The organism is Chloracidobacterium sp. (assembly GCA_016711345.1).
Taxonomy (GTDB): domain Bacteria; phylum Acidobacteriota; class Blastocatellia; order Pyrinomonadales; family Pyrinomonadaceae; genus OLB17.
On sequence record JADJTD010000001.1, the window covers coordinates 3,429,326 to 3,446,336 of the forward strand.

The following is a 17,011-nucleotide window of genomic DNA, read 5'->3' on the forward strand; positions in this document are numbered from 1 at the left end:
GGATGATAATTGTAATAATCGGGGCCCAGTGGGGCGATGAGGGAAAAGGAAAGGTTGTCGATCTGCTGGCGGACCGGTTTGATATCGTGTCTCGTTATCAAGGAGGACACAATGCGGGGCATAGCGTTTATGTAGGCGATAACGCCTTTGTTTTAAGGCTTTTGCCGTCTGGCATTATTCACGAAGACAAAACGTGCGTGCTCGGCAATGGCATGGTCATCGACCCGAAGGCATTTTTCGAAGAGGTCGATCAGATCGCCGAAAAGGGAATTTCAGTCACGCCTGACCGGCTCAAGGTTTCGAGCCGAGCTCATCTGATAATGCCGTATCACCGTGCGTTGGATCACACATCGGAAGAAAGGCTTGGCAATGAGAAGATTGGCACGACCTTACGTGGCATCGGTCCCGCATACGAAGACAAAGCAGGACGGCGCGGCATTCGTGTTGCCGACGCGATGTCGCCGGAGTTGCTAAAACTTCGGATCGAACGCAACCTCGAAGAAGCAAATCGCATTATTGTCCTTTTTGGACAACAGCCGCTTCGTGCGGATGAAATACTCGAGGAGATCTCGCCGCTTGTTGAACGCTTAAGACCTTTCGTTTGCGAAACCTCGCATTTTCTTGCCGAAGCCCGAAAATCGAAGAAAAAAATATTGCTTGAGGGTGCTCAGGCGACATTGCTGGATGTCGATCATGGCACGTATCCGTATGTGACTTCGTCAAATCCGACAGCCGGCGGAGCGTCGGTCGGTGCCGGCATACCGCCGCATCATATCACCGGAGTTCTCGGCATTGTACGTACATACGCTACACGAGTGGGCGAAGGGCCATTCCCAACCGAGATGGTCGAATCTGAAGAGGACATGGCGAATCTGATTCGCCAACGCGGCCGTGAATACGGTTCGGTTACAAAGCGACCGCGTCGATGCGGTTGGTTTGATGCAGTAGCGACTCGTTATGCTGCGGAACTGAACGGATTCGATTCGGTTGCACTTACAAAACTTGATGTGCTTGACGCTTTGGATGAGATCAAGGTTTGTGTGGGCTACGAGATCAATGGCGAACGCATCGACACCTTTCCTGCCGTATCTAGCGAGCTTCGTCTCATTAAACCCGTTTATGAAACCTTACCTGGCTGGATGAGCGAAACGCTTGGCATTACTGCATTTGATAAATTACCTTCAAAAGCAAAGGCTTATGTCGAATTTCTCTCTGCCCAGATTGGTGTCGAGATTGGCTTGATCTCTACAGGTCCCGAACGCGATCAGACAATAATCCTAAAAGATTCAGTTATGGAAGGATGGTTCAAATGATGCAGGTTGTGAAATGCTCAATGAAGAAAGTGTTGAACATTTTGCATTTTACATTTTGCACTGTAGAATTATCGTTTGTGGTCCGATAGCTCAGTCGGTAGAGCAAGTGGCTTTTAACCACTGGGTCGCAGGTTCGAGTCCTGCTCGGATCACCATTTTCAATTAGAAGTGTCCGCTTGTGGGCACTTTTTCATTTGGCGGGTGTTGCAGATGGTTCGGACGAACCCACAATATAGCTGTCCCGAGTCCTGATGACAAGATTTGGCCTGCTGACGCGAACTTTGATCTGTTTACGCTGGCCGGTTTTACCTTCTTCTTTCGGAACGTAACCTATGTTGTATTGACGGCGAAGCTCTTCCGCAATTCCTTCAAAAGCTGCAGTCAGGCCGCCAGGTGTTGACTCGGGACGGAAAACGCGTCCCCCGGTTACATCGGCCAAATCTTCAAGGTATTTTCGACCAAGTGCGTAATCTTCGGACCGAGTTCCTTTTTCGGACAAGCCGCCCCAAATTCCGGGATTCTGTCGGCCACGGACATCAAAAAAGGTATTGTAATAAATGGGAAAGATCAATGAATCTGATTCTTCAGCATAACTGAGCGTTCCGTCGTAACTATTTTTTCGCGATGTGGTGTCAACACCGTCGGTGAAAAGCACAACGGCTTTGCGTCCCGCAATCCGCGACAATTGCTTTCTCAAGGCCTCGTCCACGGCATTATAAAGCGAGGTTCCGGAATTGAAATCCGCCTTGTCTATCGCCTTATATATTTGCTCCCGGTTGTTCGTAGCCTTGGTCCTTACTTTCACGTCGCCATTGAATTCGATCACCAGAACGCTGTCTTGAGGTTCCAGTTGATCGACGAATGCTTTGGCGGAGCGCTTTATGTCCTCTAACTTGAATTCTGAAGACAAACTCGTGTCTAGCAGCAATGCGACCGTGAAGGGCTTATCGGTTGCACCAAAATAGGCGATTTCCTGTTCCTTACCATCTTCGAATATCCTAAAATCCTGCTGTCGCAGGTTCTTAATGTAAAGGCCGTTGCGGTCAAAGACTGAGACAGGTATTGTGATCAGATTTGTTTCGACTCTTAGGATCTCACCATTGTCATCGTCGGCAGTATTTAAGGGTGTTTGAGGACTAATTTGAGTTTGGGAACTTTTCCTGTCGCCAACGTCGGGAAATTTGTCTGTTTTACGATATGTTCTTGGTGGACGCGGTTTTGATTCGGAAAATTGCGACGGATCGTCAGCGTTAACAGCGACAGGTGTCGGCTTAGGCGTCGAAACTGCCTTTCGTCCTGACTGAGCAAACCCCGCGACGGTTAAGAGGAACAAACACAAAAAAATAGGAAAAAATCGTTTCATTGGAGGCCACCTCGATCAAAAACTATAGTTAACTGCGTTAAGATGCATTATGGGTCAAAAGGGTTACTTACTTTTGATTTCATCGGCTGCGTTGTTTTGGATCGAGATATTCGCGAAGGCCGTCACCGATGAAGTTGAATGCTAATACGGTCAACGCAATGGCAACACCTGGGAAAAACAGAATATGCGGCGAGGTGCTGAAAAACTGTCGGGCTTCTTCGATCATCGTTCCCCAGCTAGGGGCAGGCGGTGGAATTCCCAGGCCGAGAAATGAGAGCGATGCTTCCGACAAAACTGCTCCGGCCATGCCGAGCGATGCCTGAACGATAAGCGGCTGAATGGCATTTGGCAAAATATGCGTGAACAAAATGCGCATATTGCTCGCGCCTAAAGCACGGGCAGCGAGGACGTAATCATACTCGCGCACTTTCAGAACTTGTCCCCGCATCACTCGAGCGTATCCAACCCATCCGATCACACATAAAGCCGTTATCAGCTTGCCCTGGCCCGCACCGAGAAACGCTACCAAAGCGATCGCCAGCAGAAGTCCGGGAAATGCGAGGAAGACATTAAAGACATACCCTGAAAGAAACTTATCAACGAGACCACCATAAAATCCGGCGACTGCTCCAATGACAGTTCCAATAATCGACGAGACCACGACAACGGTAATGCCGACCTGCAATGAAATGCGGGCACCAAAAACAACGCGCGAAAACACATCGCGTCCAAGCCCATCGGTTCCAAACCAATGTTCCGCCGACGGCCCAACATATCGCATCGCAAGATTTTGAGCCGTCACATCATACGTCGCGATCCACGGCGCAAAGATCGCAGCGAGGATAAACAACGCTGCAATAGCAATTCCGATATATGCAAGTCTGCTCATGAGAAGCGGAAAGTTTCGAAAGCGTTAGTGCTTATTTACGATCCGCGATACCTTTTCGACCTTTTGAACTAAGATGATGACTGGAAGTCGGTTTTCATTTTTACCCACTTTCACATATTTTATCGTGCCGATTACGACGACGTCGGCAAGCCGTCCATCAATAATGTCACCTATTGTTTTTTCATTTATTGGCTTCCATAAAATCTCGCACTGCTTTTCGGTTTTGCAATCATAGGAAAATTCAATTGATTTCTCATCTCCGGTGCAGGAATTATCAGTCAGACTCGAACCTTCAAAAGTTCCATAAAATCGTCCACTTACCCTTACAACCTTGCCATCATAGAAATTTGGCAAGTCATTTAGTTGGCAGCTAGTTACAGTCGGAACATCTGTCTGATCGACTTTAGTTTGCGAAATGACAACAAGGTTTAGAACGAAAATTATAGAAATGGTAAATATAGCAAAGATAAAATATTGCATCTAAATAAATTCCTTTAATTGGTTAGACAGAATCACTTATAGTTAACTATTAGCTGAGTCTTATTCGCGGATCTAGTTTGCGATACACAAAATCCGTAAGCGAATTTGCCAAAATATAAGTGACGCTGATGACGAGGACGCAGCCTTGCACCAGGCGGTAATCGCGCTTGCTGATACCATCTTCTAAAAGCAAAAGTCCGAGGCCCTGCCAGTTGAAGATCTTTTCGGTGATGATCGCTCCAGCGAGCAAAACGCCAAGCTGCAAACCCAGAATCGTAACGACCGGTATCAAGCCGTTTTTTAGTACATGCTTGAATAAGACCATTCGCTCGCTGACGCCTTTTGCGCGGGCGGTGCGGACGTAATCTTCGCCGAGTTCTTCGATCACGCTCGAACGCACCATGCGTGTCAGTATTGCTGACAGTGCGGCTCCCAAAGTGACGGCAGGCAAAACAATGTCTTCGGGATAATAGCTGCCCGTTGGCGAAAACCAGCCTAATCTAACCGCAAAGATATAAACCAAAAACGGACCGATAACGAATGTTGGTAGCGATATTCCGAGAAGGGCAAAAAACGACGCGGCATTGTCTGCAAGTGAGTTCTTTCTTGAGCCGGCAAGTACTCCGAGCGGTAACGCAATGCCGATCGCGACGAGCATAGCCGCTAGAGCCAGTTTGATCGTCGCAGGGTAACGCTCGAATATCATATCTCTCACCGGTCGCTCAGTTCGAAAAGAGGTTCCGAGATCACCTTGCAGCAATCCGAAAAAATAATCGGCGTAACGATTGTCACTGCCATTCCACGCAAAACCGTTCTCGGAACCGTAAGAAAAGAAAAACGCCGGACGGTCGAGTCCATGCCTTGTCCTGAAATTCTGCAGCTGTTCCTGCGTCGCTGTCTCGCCGAGGATAACTGTCGCAGGATCGCCAGGCACGATCTCGATTAGTAGTGTCACGAGCGAAACCACAGTCCAGATGACAAGCAGCATCAGCGCGAATTGGCGTACGAAATTGAGGAACTTGTATTTCATCAAAATGCCGGTGTGCAGAGAAATTTTATAACAAATTGGTGCGATGCAGAAGTTCCACCCTTACTGATGTGCGGGCTTCTGCATTTTTTGTCCAACATGGATTGCCGCGATGCCGCCGGTTAGATTTGTGTATTTGACATCTTTAAAACCCGCCCGCTCCATCAAAGCGACGAGCTCGCGCTGGTGAGGGAACTTTGAAACACTGTCGGGCAGATATTTATACGCACCGTGCGAACCGCTGACGATGCCGCCGATACGGGGCAGTATGCGGCCAAAATAAAAATGATAAAGCTGACGAAATCCCGGCAGCGGCGGATGAGAACATTCGAGAATTACAAGTTTTCCGTCCGGCCTTAGAACGCGGTAAAGTTCTTTCAGGCCATTCTCGAAATTAGGCAGATTGCGGAGCCCGAACGCGATCGTCAGAGCATCAAAAGTGCTGTCGGCGAACGAAAGCGACATTGCATCGGCTTCGAGATAGGGAATCGCAGTTTTTTCTGTAATGTTTTTTTTCGCTGCAACCGCGAGCATCGGACGGCAAAAATCAGTGCCGATCACCGAGGCTTCTGTGCCTCGCGTCAATTCGATAGACAGGTCGCCGGTTCCGCAGGCCACATCAAGGACGACCGCATTTTTATCATCGAGAATGTTCTGAATTTCCAATCTAACACGCCGGCGCCAGCGTTTGTCGATATTGAGTGACAGAACGTGATTGAGCAGGTCATAGCGTTTGGCGATGCCCGAAAACATCTCCTTTACGGCGGCGTAATGGGCCGCTTCCTTTGGATTTAATTCGGCTTGCATCGATCAGTTTTTCGCTGGCGGAGTGTTTACGAGGACGGAAGCCATCGGCGAACCTTTAACGGTGTCCGCATATGCTCTTACATCGGCGAGCGCTAGGTTGTTGAAAACGAGCCGATCGGTTTCGATCGAAGTAGTTTTATATGTGTCATTGTCCAGCCAAAACAGTGGTGCTGTTCGTGTGTTCCAAGTGGCGACACTCACTGTTTTGGCGGATTGAAACTCGGCGTCGGTTACGGCGTCCGACAGTGCCTTGGCTATCAGATCATTAGCATCGACCTTGCCATTTCCGGTGCCAAGATCGTCTTTACCTGCGGAGAATCCTATCGTGATCACGCCGGGCAAAAGATATATTTCATTCCGCACAAAAACCCTTGAAGCAAAAGCCTCGGGAACGCGCGCCTTCAACCGGGATTCGAGTATCGCTGCAAAGACAGACGATGCCGCAAAATCTTTGCTGCCACGCGAAGTTCCGCGAATCGCAAATCTAACAGCCGTCACTTCGGCCTTGGGTGAAGCGATGATCTGAACTCCGGCCGGCGGAGCATCCGGCTGGCGAAACGTCGCAGGCACTTTCTTGTCCGATTTGAGCCAGCCGCCAAAATATCGTCGGACCGCCCTAAAACCGGCTGCTCTGTCAAAATTGCCTGAGATCGTGAGCGTTGCATTATCGGCGGTCACAAAACGAGTCTTTGCGTCGATCAGATCACCAAAATCTATTTTCTTTAGCGAATCGACCGTTCCGTTCTGCGGCCTGCCGTATGGAAATGTTCCAAGTAGTCTTTTCGCGACCGCCCGATCGGCGAGATATGCCGGATCGGCTTCCATTCCAGTTATCTTTGCCAAAAGGTCGGCACGCAGCTTTGTCGTAGTTTCTTTGTCTATGACCGGATTAGAGATCGCCGTCGCAACCGTTTCGAGCATTGTCAAAAGACTGTCGGGTTTTGACATGGCATCGATCTGGATGTAGTCGTAAGTCGTTGTGATCTTGAGATCGCCTTCCAGATCCTCTCTGAAAAATTCCCGCGACGCTTCGTTCGGAAAAAGATTGTCGGATAGCATCTGCATTAAACCTTCTTTGCCCTGCGGATCAAACGCCGAACCCGAATGAACACGGATAGTCACCCAAACCTGCTCGGCCTTTGCATCCTGCCACATCAAGACCCTAAGCCCGTTCAACAGCTTTTCCTGTTTTGGCGCCGGAAGTGTTGTCTGTGAAAAAAATACAGACGAAAGAACAATTGTCACAAGAAAAGTGCAAATAACAATATTTCGAAATGCTAGAATCATTTTTTATCACTCACAACTGAAGGCTCAAGACTTAAGGCTCTTTCGCTTAGTTTCACAAATGAAAATATTAGATGCCCGCAGGCATCGCGTCAAACAGCAGCGGCATCTATAAAGATTGAAAGAATCGCACTGCCGCGATCTTTGGAAAATTTTGTTGAAAAAGGCTTAACTTCTGAAAAAATCGCGGTATAATTAGTTTATTAGTATGTCGCTCGTCATGCGAGCGTTATTAAGAGGTCGGAAAATGGGAAAAATTGTTAAGTATTGCAATTCTTGTGATGAAGGATTTGCCGCAAAGTTCGCGTTTTGCCCTGATTGCGGCAAAGCTCTCGAAGCTTTTGAGATGAATCCGCTCGAACAGGCAAACGCGTCCGCACAGGAAGCCGCAGCGGCACCTGTCGCGGTTGAAACTATTGATCTCCTCGAAATACCTAATGAAACAGTGCAGGAGGCAGCACCGGCAACGGAGATCGACACTGTTGAAGAACCGATCATCGAAGTTGCTCCTACAACACCCGAGGTTACGCAGGTCATAAAAGCTGCAACGGTTCCGGCCGCGAAAAAGACGGTTAAAGAACCTGTCGCAAAGGGTGCAAAAGCCTTGGCAACATCTGCGGATGTATTTGTCCAGACGAAACCTGTCGATGCGGACGGAAAACGTAATTCGTTAGAAGCTGAACACGATGCTTATGCGTCTGATGGCAACTTTTACGTCACGGTTATCGAGGAAAAGAATGTCAAACAGCGCAACACGCTGATGTTGGGTTCGCTCTTCTTTGTCATTTTCTCGCTGATGACAGGTGTTGTTTACAGCATCTTCGCCAAGGACCTTGAGGTCGGCGCGATCAATGAAGACACCTTCTTAGCTTCGCTCCTTGATGAAGTACCGATGACGGTCGAAGAGGAAGTGCAGCAGAAAAAAGATAAAGACGCTGGTGGTGGCGGCGGTGGCGGTAAAGAGGAAGAAGAAACGACAAAAGGCGACCTCGCCAACCAGACAGAAAAACCTGAAAGGCCTCCGCAAGCGATTCCAAGGATGACAAATCCGACGCTGACATTACCGCCGGCTTCGACGCAGGGAAATCGAACATTCGAACAGAAATATGACCGTTACGGCGATCCGAACGGCAGATTTACAAACTGGAACAACGGAACCGGCTCAGGAGGCGGACAGGGTAGCGGAACTGGAACAGGCCAGGGCAGCGGTCGTGGAACAGGTACCGGTTCGGGTGATGGTTCAGGCAGCGGCAGCGGCCTCGGAAACGGTAATGGAAATGGAACAGGCGATGGTGATGGTGGTCCGCCGCCTCCACCACGGCCAGTCGGTGTCACGCAATCCGTAAAGATTATTTCAAAACCGAAACCGCCATATACCGATGCAGCTCGTGTCGCTAATATTCAAGGGGTAGTTGTACTAAAGGTCACTTTTCTCGCTTCGGGACAAATAGGATCGGTTTCCACGGTAAGAGGACTGCCGAATGGCTTAACCGAACAGGCAATAGCCGCTGCCAAAAGGATTAGCTTTGAACCTGCAAAAAGGGACGGCGTTCCACAAACTATAACCAGAACACTGGAGTATACGTTTGGAATCTATTGAGAATAGTGTTTGTTATTTAAGAAAAGGGGCTGTCCGAACGGACAGCCCCTTCATTTTATCACGACGAAATTACTAAATAAAAACGACTGTCTGTGACGACGGAATATCAAATCTTTTGCGGCAGCGCAAATTCTTGCACATCAGCATATCGTCAACCCGCACCATGTAATCGCGCGACTTTTGAAATTGCGCACGTTCGTGTTCGTTCAAGTTTCGGGGCGCTTGTTTTCGCTTGATGCGTTTTAGCCATCGAACTTCGTAATCGTTGCGCTCGCGGCAATTAGGACACGAGAAACTCGCCGTCTTGACCTCTTGCCGTTCGTCGAAAATATCGCGTTCTTGCATGAGCCGATTATACCGCGTATGCCAATGCTAAGATAGGTCCCGCAAATATTTGAAGCTGAAAATCCCGGTATCGTGGCCATCGGAGAATATAAAATTGAGGGCATACCGTCCGACGATAGACATGTTATTAAATGTAATATCCTCGGCTATGCTGTCGCTGCGGAGGATCTTTTCGCCGGTCCACTCATTGACGCACGATGCACAAGGGCAACTGCGTCGAAGCTGCGCGGCGGTGAATTGCGTCACGGCATCGTCCGACCATTTGATCGAAATTTGCTGGTTGGACTCTTCAACGATTTGTGTAGGTTCGATTGAGATAATTATATTCCCTCGTATGCGTTTGGCGGTGGCGGAGCAAAGTTGCGTGGATTAGCAGCGGGAAACACCTTTCGATATGCGACGACGTTTGCGGCAGTGATGATCGGTATCATCAAGTACAAGCCAATGCAAAACGCAAGTTCACCGAGCAACGCAAGGCCCATATTGACCAGGATCAATCCTCCGATGCCGCCGAGATTTTTTATTACGGCCCTCGCGCTCAATTTCATCGAATCCCAACTCGAAAGGCCGCGATCAACGATCAGCGGAAAGGAAAATATCAAAAGCGAATGAATGCAGACCATCACGACCGCAACGACGATATCGATCACAAGCCCTACTAAAAATGTGCCTAGGATCGCACCTTCGTTGGCCTTATTTCCCATTACCGCCGCAGTTATTATCGGCAGATATATCGTCATGAACATTATTATCGTGAACACGACGATTGGCACGACGATGGCAAGCGTCACGAGCAAACTCGGCCAAAAAAACTTGAATCCAAGCCACAGATCGTCAAAAACAACACGTCCGCCATCGATTTTTTTCAGATAGCAGGCGAATATCCCGCAGATCATCGCTCCGATCAAAACATACATCGAAATAGCGCCGATCAGAGCTCCTACGATCGAAATGCCAAGCAGTATCCAATACTCGTCCTTGATCAGCTCCCAACCTTCGCGAACGCATTCGATGGGCTTGATCGCGCCGGCGTTGAATTCAGAAGTTTCTGGCATATGTTTCGTTTAGGCGTTAGCTAATCTGACGATAGATGTCGTTCAAGTAGTCGCTGACCATTCTATCGCTCGAAAACTGCGGTGTGAGCGTGGCGATTGAGTTTTTCATTCGTCTTATCCACTCAATTGGAAGGCCGTGTTCATCGACTGAATAGAACGCCGGAATGACTTCGTTTTCGAGAGCGGAGTAGAGAGCCTCAGAGTCGGCGGCGTCCATTTCTTCATCAGTCTTCTCAGCGGAAAGTTCGCCGATAGAAAAACCGTTGTCGCCGTTGAAACCTTCGATCCACCAGCCGTCGAGTATAGACAAATTTAGCACACCATTCATTGCGGCCTTTATTCCGCTGGTGCCGCTGGCTTCCATCGGGCGACGCGGAACGTTCATCCAAACATCAACGCCCTGCACCAGATAGCGTGCGACTTCCTGATCGTAATCTTCGACAAAAACCGCGCGCTTTTGCCAGTTCGATTCGTGGTTGATGCTCATTAATTCCTGGAGAATTGTTTTCGCAGTGCGATCTTGCGGATGAGCTTTTCCGGCAAAGACGAACTGCACCGGATGTTCAGGGGCGTCAACCATTTTGAGCAAGCGGTCGATGTCGGAAAACAGCAAGTCCCAGCGTTTATACGCCGCGACACGGCGAGCAAAACCAATGGTCAGAACATCCGGCGAGAACAGATGTTTAGTATTTTCGTGTTCGTTAATGGTGTCTTGGGTGCCTGTGTCTTTCGAACGTGTTCGCTCACGAATAAATGCGATCAAAAGATTTTTCAGCATCCGATGACTGTTCCAAATATCGGAATCGGACAAAGTTTTAACTGCGTCAGCCCAAGCGTCACCGCAGCGAACGATCTCACACCAATTCGGACCTATCTGCCGCTCATAAAGCGTCTGCAACGGCGGAGCAACCCAAGTCGGTGCGTGAACTCCGTTTGTCACCGATGTGATAGGCACCGCACCAGATTCCGCAAGATCAGGAAACATCTTGAGCCACAAATTGCGTGAAACTTCGCCATGCTTTGCACTGACACCATTGGCCGAACGCGCCATACGTATCGCAAGCGGCGTCATTCCAAAAAATTCAGCGGCGTCAGCCAGATCAGCTCGTCCGAGAGCTAGAAACTCTTCTTCAGTTAACTTTAATGATGCAATATATTCATCGCTAAAACACTCGCTGAGTAACTGTGGAGCAAATACATCATTGCCCGCCGCCACAGGCGTGTGTGTAGTAAACACGCATTTTTGTCGGACGGCTGTGCTGGCATCCGCAAACGTTGCGTTAGGAAATAAAGAAAGGTATTCACGTGCAAGTTCGAGCGTCAAGAATGCAGAGTGTCCTTCATTGAGATGAAAAACCGACGGATCGATTCCCAACTTTCTCAACAGCCTCACACCGCCAATGCCGAGGACCTTTTCCTGCACGATCCGAGTTTCGGTGTCGCCGCCGTAAAGATGTCCGGTGATCAAACGGTCAACTTCGCTATTCTGCGGCACATTTGTATCGAGCAAATAAAGCGAAATGCGCCCGACACGCGCAAGCCAAGCCTGAGCGACAACCTCGCGTCCGCGAATATGAACCGAGACCGTCATTCGACTGCCGTCCAACTCAAAAACCGGCGTCAATGCCAACTCCGATTCAAAAACGTCGTTGTAAGATTCTTCCTGCCAACCGTCGTGACGGATATTTTGCCTAAAATATCCGTAGCGATAAAGCAGCCCGACAGCTTTCAGCGGCAGGTCAAGGTCGCTGGCTGATTTCAGATGATCGCCCGCGAGAATGCCAAGGCCGCCCGAATAATTCGGCAGGGAATTGTGCACGCCATACTCCGCACAAAAATAAGCAAACTCGGTTTTTCGCGAATCGTCATTCGTCGCCAGATATTTCTGAAACTGTTGGCTAAATCGCTGAACGCGTTCGACATAGTCGGTATCAGCAGCTTTCTGCCAAAGGCGTAGTCCCTCAATCTTTTTTAACAAAAGCCGTGGGCTCTGCTCACACTTACCCCACAAAGCTGGATCAAGATCGCGAAAAAGAGCGATGCCTTCCGGCTGCCATGACCAGAAGAAATTGGACGAGATCTCAGCTAGCGGCTTAAGCTGTTCGGGCAGCTCACGTCTGAGTTCAAAGTCTGTTCTGAAATTCGTTTCCGTCTGAGGGCTTACTGCTTGAGTTGTGATATCGGTCGAGGCCTCCGTCATAATGCGTTGATAAAAATTTTGAATGGTGACACACGAATATATAACGAATGACGGTCGAGTATCAAATTTCCCTGGTTTTTATTGTGTAGAACTTAAATGCCCAACCGGCATAGATCTGTAATGCAGAGCCACGATGAGTCCGAATATCGCTCCGGTGATCGTCAATCCAAAACCGACGCGAAAATAGTCTGAAAAATTGCCGAGGCGTATCATCCACCACAGAACACCCATCACAACGCCGCCGCCGGCAAAAAACAGTGATATCGCAACATATTGATACTTAAATCTGCGCGGCTTGTCTTCACGGGTAAAAAAGATCAGCGGCTTCAGCCGGTCGTATTCCCATGCGACGAGATAAACAGCCGCGAGGCACATAAAGATCGTCAGCAGCCACGTGCCTTGAAAGCCGACAGAGCACGTTAGCACTGCGATGTTAGCAATGATCGGCAAAAATATCATCGCTCCGATGTGCGACGTTCGAGGGATTAGTAACAGGATCGCCGCCATTATCTGCGACCAACCGATGAACTCGTAATAAAAGCCCGTATCCATCAATGCATTGAAATAATGTCCGACCGGATTTGAATCGGGCAGCGTCGTGAACGGCTTGTGCATGATCTTTGGAATGCTCGGCGGAATAAAAGCCAATGCAAGTAAACACCTCGTAAAAGCCGTAAACATTTGAGTCCACCAACGGCGTGTTAGGGCAACGTACAGATCGTCTAGCGTGTGTTCGAGCTTCATAGCATTACAAACGGCATAAGCGAGCCAAAAGTTCTTTTCTTTCTCTTGGCGGCTTTGCGGGAGAAGATTGCACGCGAACTCGCAAAGATCGAAAGGTTAAAAGACAAACATTAGATTCTTCGCTATAATCAAGGTTTTTGCAGAGAAACGGACTTATGAAATTAGATATTATCCCTGTTAAATGGACGGACGAAGGCGTGGCGATGCTTGATCAGCGTCTGCTGCCTACCGAAGAAAAATGGTTGACGTATCGCGACTACAACGGCGTCGCTGATGGCATTCGCGATATGGTCGTGCGTGGAGCGCCCGCGATAGGAGTTTCGGCGGCGTATGGAGTGGCGCTTGGTGCAAAGAATTTTGTCGGCACAAGTGTCGAAGACCTCGCCGACGAACTCGAATTCGTCAGCGACATCCTCGGCAAAACTCGTCCTACGGCAGTCAATCTTTTTTGGGCTCTCGACCGAATGAACCGCACTTTCCAAACAGCCAAAGCAGAAGGGAAGTCGGTCAGCGAGATAAAAGAGATTTTAAAAACCGACGCGAAAGCCATCCACGACGAAGACATCGAAGCCCAGCGCCTGATCGCACAATTCGGAGGCGAATTGTTAAATGACAATTCGACCGTCCTGACACACTGCAACGCCGGAGCCCTCGCGACCGGCGGCGTTTGGGGCACTGCATTGGGAGTAATTCGCGGAGCCGTCAATCAAGGCAAACACATCGCCGTCATCGCCGACGAAACGCGCCCATATCTCCAAGGCGCACGTCTCACTGCATGGGAACTAATGCAGGACGACATTCCCGTCACGCTCATCACCGACAACATGAGCGGCCACATTATGAAAAAAGGTGACGTCCAGGCAGTCGTCGTCGGCAGCGACCGCATCGCCGCCAACGGTGATGTCGCCAACAAGATCGGCACCTACATGGTCGCCGTCCTCGCTAAACGCCACAACATCCCTTTCTACGTCGCCGCCCCGCTCTCAACAGTCGATCTCAACACCCCAACCGGCGAAGAGATCCCCATCGAGATCCGCGACCGCGTCGAAGTCACCCACGTCAAAGAGCACCAACTTGCCCCCGACGGCGTCGGCATCACCAACTACGCCTTCGACGTCACGCCAAACGATCTCGTTACAGCGATCATCACCGAAAAAGGCGTAGCGCGGGCGCCTTATACTGAGAGTCTAAAGAAGCAGTTTGAGCAATAGTCAGAACCGGGAGCGGTAGCGACTGGGTTCCCGTAAGTGGCCTTCAAGGCGTTAAATGGGGTCCAAAACGGCGTCTGAAATATGGTAAAATATAGATTGTGGAGAACTCTATCGCAAAGTTTGAGATCATCGGTGAATTACAGGAACTCGGAGAACGAGCTTTCGTACACAAGGTAAGGTTGCGAAATCCCGAAATAACTCCTGAAGAGCTTCGTCTTGAGATCAACCGATGGTATCGGATTCGTCCGGGTGCTGAGAATGGCGACGGGCCGGGCCGCGTAGTTGACCCGTCACGCTTTCGATAGCAGAGGCGCGATTATCAAGAACATTCATGCTCATTTGATCGCCGTTTCATCACCCCTTAAAAAAATGGGGGCGAGGTTTGCCGTCGTGGGCGGGATGGCGGTTTCCTTTCGTACCATCGAGAGGTTTACTAAGGACGTAGATATCGCCGTCGCTGTCGAAACTGACGCTGAGGCCGAAGCGGTCGTATTGATGATCCGCAATTCGGGTTACTTTGTTGACACTGTAGTCGAACAAGACGCGGTCGAGAGCCTTTCTACAATAAGACTCGTACCTTTCGGTGACCGTGAAATGTTTGTCGATATTCTGTTTGGATCGTCCGGAATTGAGTCTGAGGTTGTCTCTTCGGCAACGGACGCTGAAATAACTCTTGGACTGGTTGCTCCCGTCGCAACGGTCTCATCACTCATCGCATTAAAGACTCTGTCTGCAAACTGGAAACAGCGCCCGCAGGACGTGTTGGATCTACAGCAACTTATCTCGGCCGCGTCCGAGCAAGATGTTGCCGAAGCCCGTCAGCTACTCGACCTCATCTCCGAGCGCGGCTATAACCGAAACAAAGACCTCCAAAAAGACCTAGACGGCTATATCGAACAGTTCAAGGACTAGCCAGGTCAAACTTGATTCCCGATTTGGCTAATAGCGAAGTAATGGTCGCTGCATGTACGCCGATGCCGACGTTCATAAATTGATTCTCGTGGACTTTGCTGCCATTAATTTCTACCTCTCCAACAAAGCCGAGCGGGATCGTAACGTTTTGAGACTGGATCGCGCAGATATTTCCTTCGCTGTCGAATATCGGTCCGCCACTTTGCCCCTTAAGGCCCGGTGACGAAGTTTCCATCCACATTATGTCCAGACCGTCGCTATGTCCGGTGACCAAATTTCTCGTATAAATTCCCTCAATAGGAAACCTCGGAATCGGAAACAAGTTTGGTGGTACATCGAACATCTGCTTTTTCTCATCGAAGGTGATGTTTATCGGATAGAAAGGAAAACCCAATTTGCACACGGACATTCCAAATTTTAGATCCGCCGGATCCTTGATCTTTGGATAGGTCGTTAAGCCGGACAGCTCTTTCCTATCAATTTGCAGAAAGGCGATATCGTGATTGCCGAAGATCGCGTAATTCTCTATTTTGGGTTGACCGGCTCCAAACATAATGGTGACATTTGTCACCCATTTTGGGTTGGGCTTTAACTTGCTCAAGAGATCATTTCGAAGCCCCGAGTCTATGGATGCGTCTGCGTTGATCCTGTCGTTCTCCGCGTTAAATGCCGCTATCTCTTTTGCATGTTGTTCCTGCGCAAAAGGAAGACTGAGATTATGCGCCGCCGTCATTATCCACCCTTCGTCGTTAAGCACCACGAACGACCCAAGCCCGCCCTCGACACTCCCATCAAAAAATCGTATCCCAACCACCAACGGCTGAGTAAAAGCACTTGCTACCTCATATGCATTTGAAAACATACCTCTAAATATACAGGATGCAGCCCTGCCTATGCCCCACAAATCATTGATAATTTATGCCGTCCGACCGATAATGTTGGGGTGAAGAAGCCAAAAATGGATTGGGATCGTGTGCATGAAGAAGATCTTGCCCGTAAGCGTGGCACCGTATCGATCTTTGCTGATCCAAAGCCAATCAAAACAATTCCTTGGATAGCAGATCTAATGAAAGCGCCCAACTTTCCGCACTCCGCTCTAGGTAAGGAGGTAAGAACAAAATCGTTCGTTGGAAAGATTTCTGAAATACTTGAGGACGGTGCGAGGATTAAAATTACAAATAAATGGAAGTCCTCCAAGACCTTTATCGTTGAACTACTAAGAAATGTAGAAAAAGAAACGCCTCGGAAAAGTCGAAAGAAGAAGATGAAAAAGGTTCGCTGACCACGAGCAATCTTGCCGCTTGACTCTCCGCGTCGCACGTCGAACGCGACCACAGAAAAAAGCCGCATCGCCGCCAACACCAGACAATTGATCGCGACAACAAAACAAAAAAGGACGGCCCCACGCCGTCCTTCTTTTGATTCTGCCAAACTGCGCCGCCGCAAATCAAATCGCAGAATAGCAGGCCTCTGCCAAAGGCCTAATCCCTATTCTTTATTCAGAGTGGAAAGAGCCAAACCAGCCTTCGCGGAGTATCATCGTTTCTTCTTTCTACCAGATCGTCTGTCTCAAGGAGATTATGGATACCCCACAGAAGCGTGTCCTTGTGTTTTCCTTTCTTGTCAGGCGACCAGAGATCCAATTCATCCTTGATAGCGTTTGGCCTGATTCCTTCCGGATGCTTCCTGATCAATTCAAGAACCGCTTCCTTGAGAAGTCTGAGTCCTTCCTGTGCCTTTTCCTTATCATTCATAACGTCACCTTCTCTCTAAGCGACGCC

19 protein-coding genes and 1 tRNA gene are annotated in these 17,011 nt (G+C 49.2%); 7 read left to right on the forward strand and 13 right to left on the reverse strand.

Annotated features, from left to right (window positions below):
- Positions 1-2 precede the first annotated feature (2 nt).
- Positions 3-1,313 (forward strand): adenylosuccinate synthase, encoded by a 1,311-nt coding sequence (locus IPL32_14405; protein ID MBK8467010.1) that lies wholly within the window; start codon positions 3-5, stop codon positions 1,311-1,313.
- A 79-nt stretch (positions 1,314-1,392) separates the two neighbouring features.
- Positions 1,393-1,468, forward strand: a tRNA-Lys gene (locus tag IPL32_14410).
- 35 nt (positions 1,469-1,503) lie between these two features.
- Here IPL32_14410 and IPL32_14415 read toward each other — a convergent pair.
- The 6 genes from IPL32_14415 to IPL32_14440 all read right to left on the reverse strand — a co-directional run bounded on the left by IPL32_14415 (position 1,504) and on the right by IPL32_14440 (position 7,166).
- Entirely contained in the window at positions 1,504-2,676 is a 1,173-nt protein-coding gene (locus IPL32_14415; GenBank protein MBK8467011.1) for a VWA domain-containing protein, read from the reverse strand.
- A gap of 79 nt (positions 2,677-2,755) precedes the next feature.
- Entirely contained in the window at positions 2,756-3,565 is an 810-nt protein-coding gene (locus tag IPL32_14420; protein MBK8467012.1) for an ABC transporter permease, read from the reverse strand.
- 24 nt (positions 3,566-3,589) lie between these two features.
- Complete coding sequence (locus tag IPL32_14425) at positions 3,590-4,045, reverse strand: hypothetical protein (protein ID MBK8467013.1); 456 nt, start codon at positions 4,043-4,045, stop codon at positions 3,590-3,592.
- A gap of 49 nt (positions 4,046-4,094) precedes the next feature.
- Positions 4,095-5,075, reverse strand: coding sequence for an ABC transporter permease (locus tag IPL32_14430; GenBank protein MBK8467014.1), 981 nt, complete (start codon positions 5,073-5,075; stop codon positions 4,095-4,097).
- Positions 5,076-5,135: 60 nt separating this feature from the next.
- Positions 5,136-5,825 carry a bifunctional demethylmenaquinone methyltransferase/2-methoxy-6-polyprenyl-1,4-benzoquinol methylase UbiE gene (gene ubiE, locus IPL32_14435; GenBank protein ID MBK8467015.1) on the reverse strand — a complete coding sequence of 230 codons (690 nt, stop codon included), beginning with the start codon at positions 5,823-5,825 and terminating at the stop codon, positions 5,136-5,138.
- A 57-nt stretch (positions 5,826-5,882) separates the two neighbouring features.
- Positions 5,883-7,166: an insulinase family protein gene (locus tag IPL32_14440; GenBank protein MBK8467016.1), complete on the reverse strand. Its 1,284-nt coding sequence runs from the start codon at positions 7,164-7,166 to the stop codon at positions 5,883-5,885.
- Between the two features lie 244 nt (positions 7,167-7,410).
- Between IPL32_14440 and IPL32_14445 the strand changes: the two genes are divergently transcribed.
- Positions 7,411-8,763: an energy transducer TonB gene (locus tag IPL32_14445; protein ID MBK8467017.1), complete on the forward strand. Its 1,353-nt coding sequence runs from the start codon at positions 7,411-7,413 to the stop codon at positions 8,761-8,763.
- Between the two features lie 72 nt (positions 8,764-8,835).
- Here IPL32_14445 and IPL32_14450 read toward each other — a convergent pair whose 3' ends face one another.
- The 5 genes from IPL32_14450 to IPL32_14470 form a co-directional block, all read right to left on the reverse strand.
- On the reverse strand, positions 8,836-9,108 hold the full coding sequence (locus tag IPL32_14450) for a hypothetical protein (protein ID MBK8467018.1): 273 nt from the start codon (positions 9,106-9,108) through the stop codon (positions 8,836-8,838).
- A 27-nt stretch (positions 9,109-9,135) separates the two neighbouring features.
- Positions 9,136-9,444, reverse strand: coding sequence for a DUF971 domain-containing protein (locus IPL32_14455; protein MBK8467019.1), 309 nt, complete (start codon positions 9,442-9,444; stop codon positions 9,136-9,138).
- Positions 9,429-10,163, reverse strand: a complete 735-nt coding sequence (locus IPL32_14460; protein ID MBK8467020.1) for a hypothetical protein — start codon at positions 10,161-10,163, stop codon at positions 9,429-9,431. Before IPL32_14460 ends, IPL32_14455 begins: the two co-directional genes overlap by 16 nt.
- A gap of 16 nt (positions 10,164-10,179) precedes the next feature.
- On the reverse strand, positions 10,180-12,363 hold the full coding sequence (gene glgP, locus IPL32_14465) for an alpha-glucan family phosphorylase (GenBank protein ID MBK8467021.1): 2,184 nt from the start codon (positions 12,361-12,363) through the stop codon (positions 10,180-10,182).
- A gap of 78 nt (positions 12,364-12,441) precedes the next feature.
- Positions 12,442-13,107 carry a DoxX family protein gene (locus tag IPL32_14470; GenBank protein MBK8467022.1) on the reverse strand — a complete coding sequence of 222 codons (666 nt, stop codon included), beginning with the start codon at positions 13,105-13,107 and terminating at the stop codon, positions 12,442-12,444.
- 155 nt (positions 13,108-13,262) lie between these two features.
- Between IPL32_14470 and mtnA the strand changes: the two genes are divergently transcribed.
- The 3 genes from mtnA to IPL32_14485 all read left to right on the forward strand — a co-directional run bounded on the left by mtnA (position 13,263) and on the right by IPL32_14485 (position 15,230).
- The gene (gene mtnA, locus IPL32_14475; protein ID MBK8467023.1) at positions 13,263-14,318 is read left to right on the forward strand and encodes an S-methyl-5-thioribose-1-phosphate isomerase; all 1,056 of its coding nucleotides are present in this window, start codon (positions 13,263-13,265) and stop codon (positions 14,316-14,318) included.
- A 98-nt stretch (positions 14,319-14,416) separates the two neighbouring features.
- Entirely contained in the window at positions 14,417-14,623 is a 207-nt protein-coding gene (locus IPL32_14480; GenBank protein MBK8467024.1) for a hypothetical protein, read from the forward strand.
- A 64-nt stretch (positions 14,624-14,687) separates the two neighbouring features.
- Positions 14,688-15,230 carry a nucleotidyl transferase AbiEii/AbiGii toxin family protein gene (locus IPL32_14485; GenBank protein ID MBK8467025.1) on the forward strand — a complete coding sequence of 181 codons (543 nt, stop codon included), beginning with the start codon at positions 14,688-14,690 and terminating at the stop codon, positions 15,228-15,230.
- On the opposite strand, the gene IPL32_14490 is transcribed toward IPL32_14485, so the two are convergent.
- Positions 15,220-16,092 (reverse strand): trypsin-like peptidase domain-containing protein, encoded by an 873-nt coding sequence (locus tag IPL32_14490; GenBank protein ID MBK8467026.1) that lies wholly within the window; start codon positions 16,090-16,092, stop codon positions 15,220-15,222. The genes IPL32_14485 and IPL32_14490 overlap by 11 nt on opposite strands.
- A 96-nt stretch (positions 16,093-16,188) precedes the next feature.
- Here IPL32_14490 and IPL32_14495 point away from each other — a divergent pair, with 96 nt between their 5' ends.
- Positions 16,189-16,512 carry a hypothetical protein gene (locus IPL32_14495; protein MBK8467027.1) on the forward strand — a complete coding sequence of 108 codons (324 nt, stop codon included), beginning with the start codon at positions 16,189-16,191 and terminating at the stop codon, positions 16,510-16,512.
- A gap of 217 nt (positions 16,513-16,729) precedes the next feature.
- Here IPL32_14495 and IPL32_14500 read toward each other — a convergent pair whose 3' ends face one another.
- Positions 16,730-16,984: a hypothetical protein gene (locus IPL32_14500; protein ID MBK8467028.1), complete on the reverse strand. Its 255-nt coding sequence runs from the start codon at positions 16,982-16,984 to the stop codon at positions 16,730-16,732.
- Between the last annotated feature and the right edge of the window lie 27 nt (positions 16,985-17,011).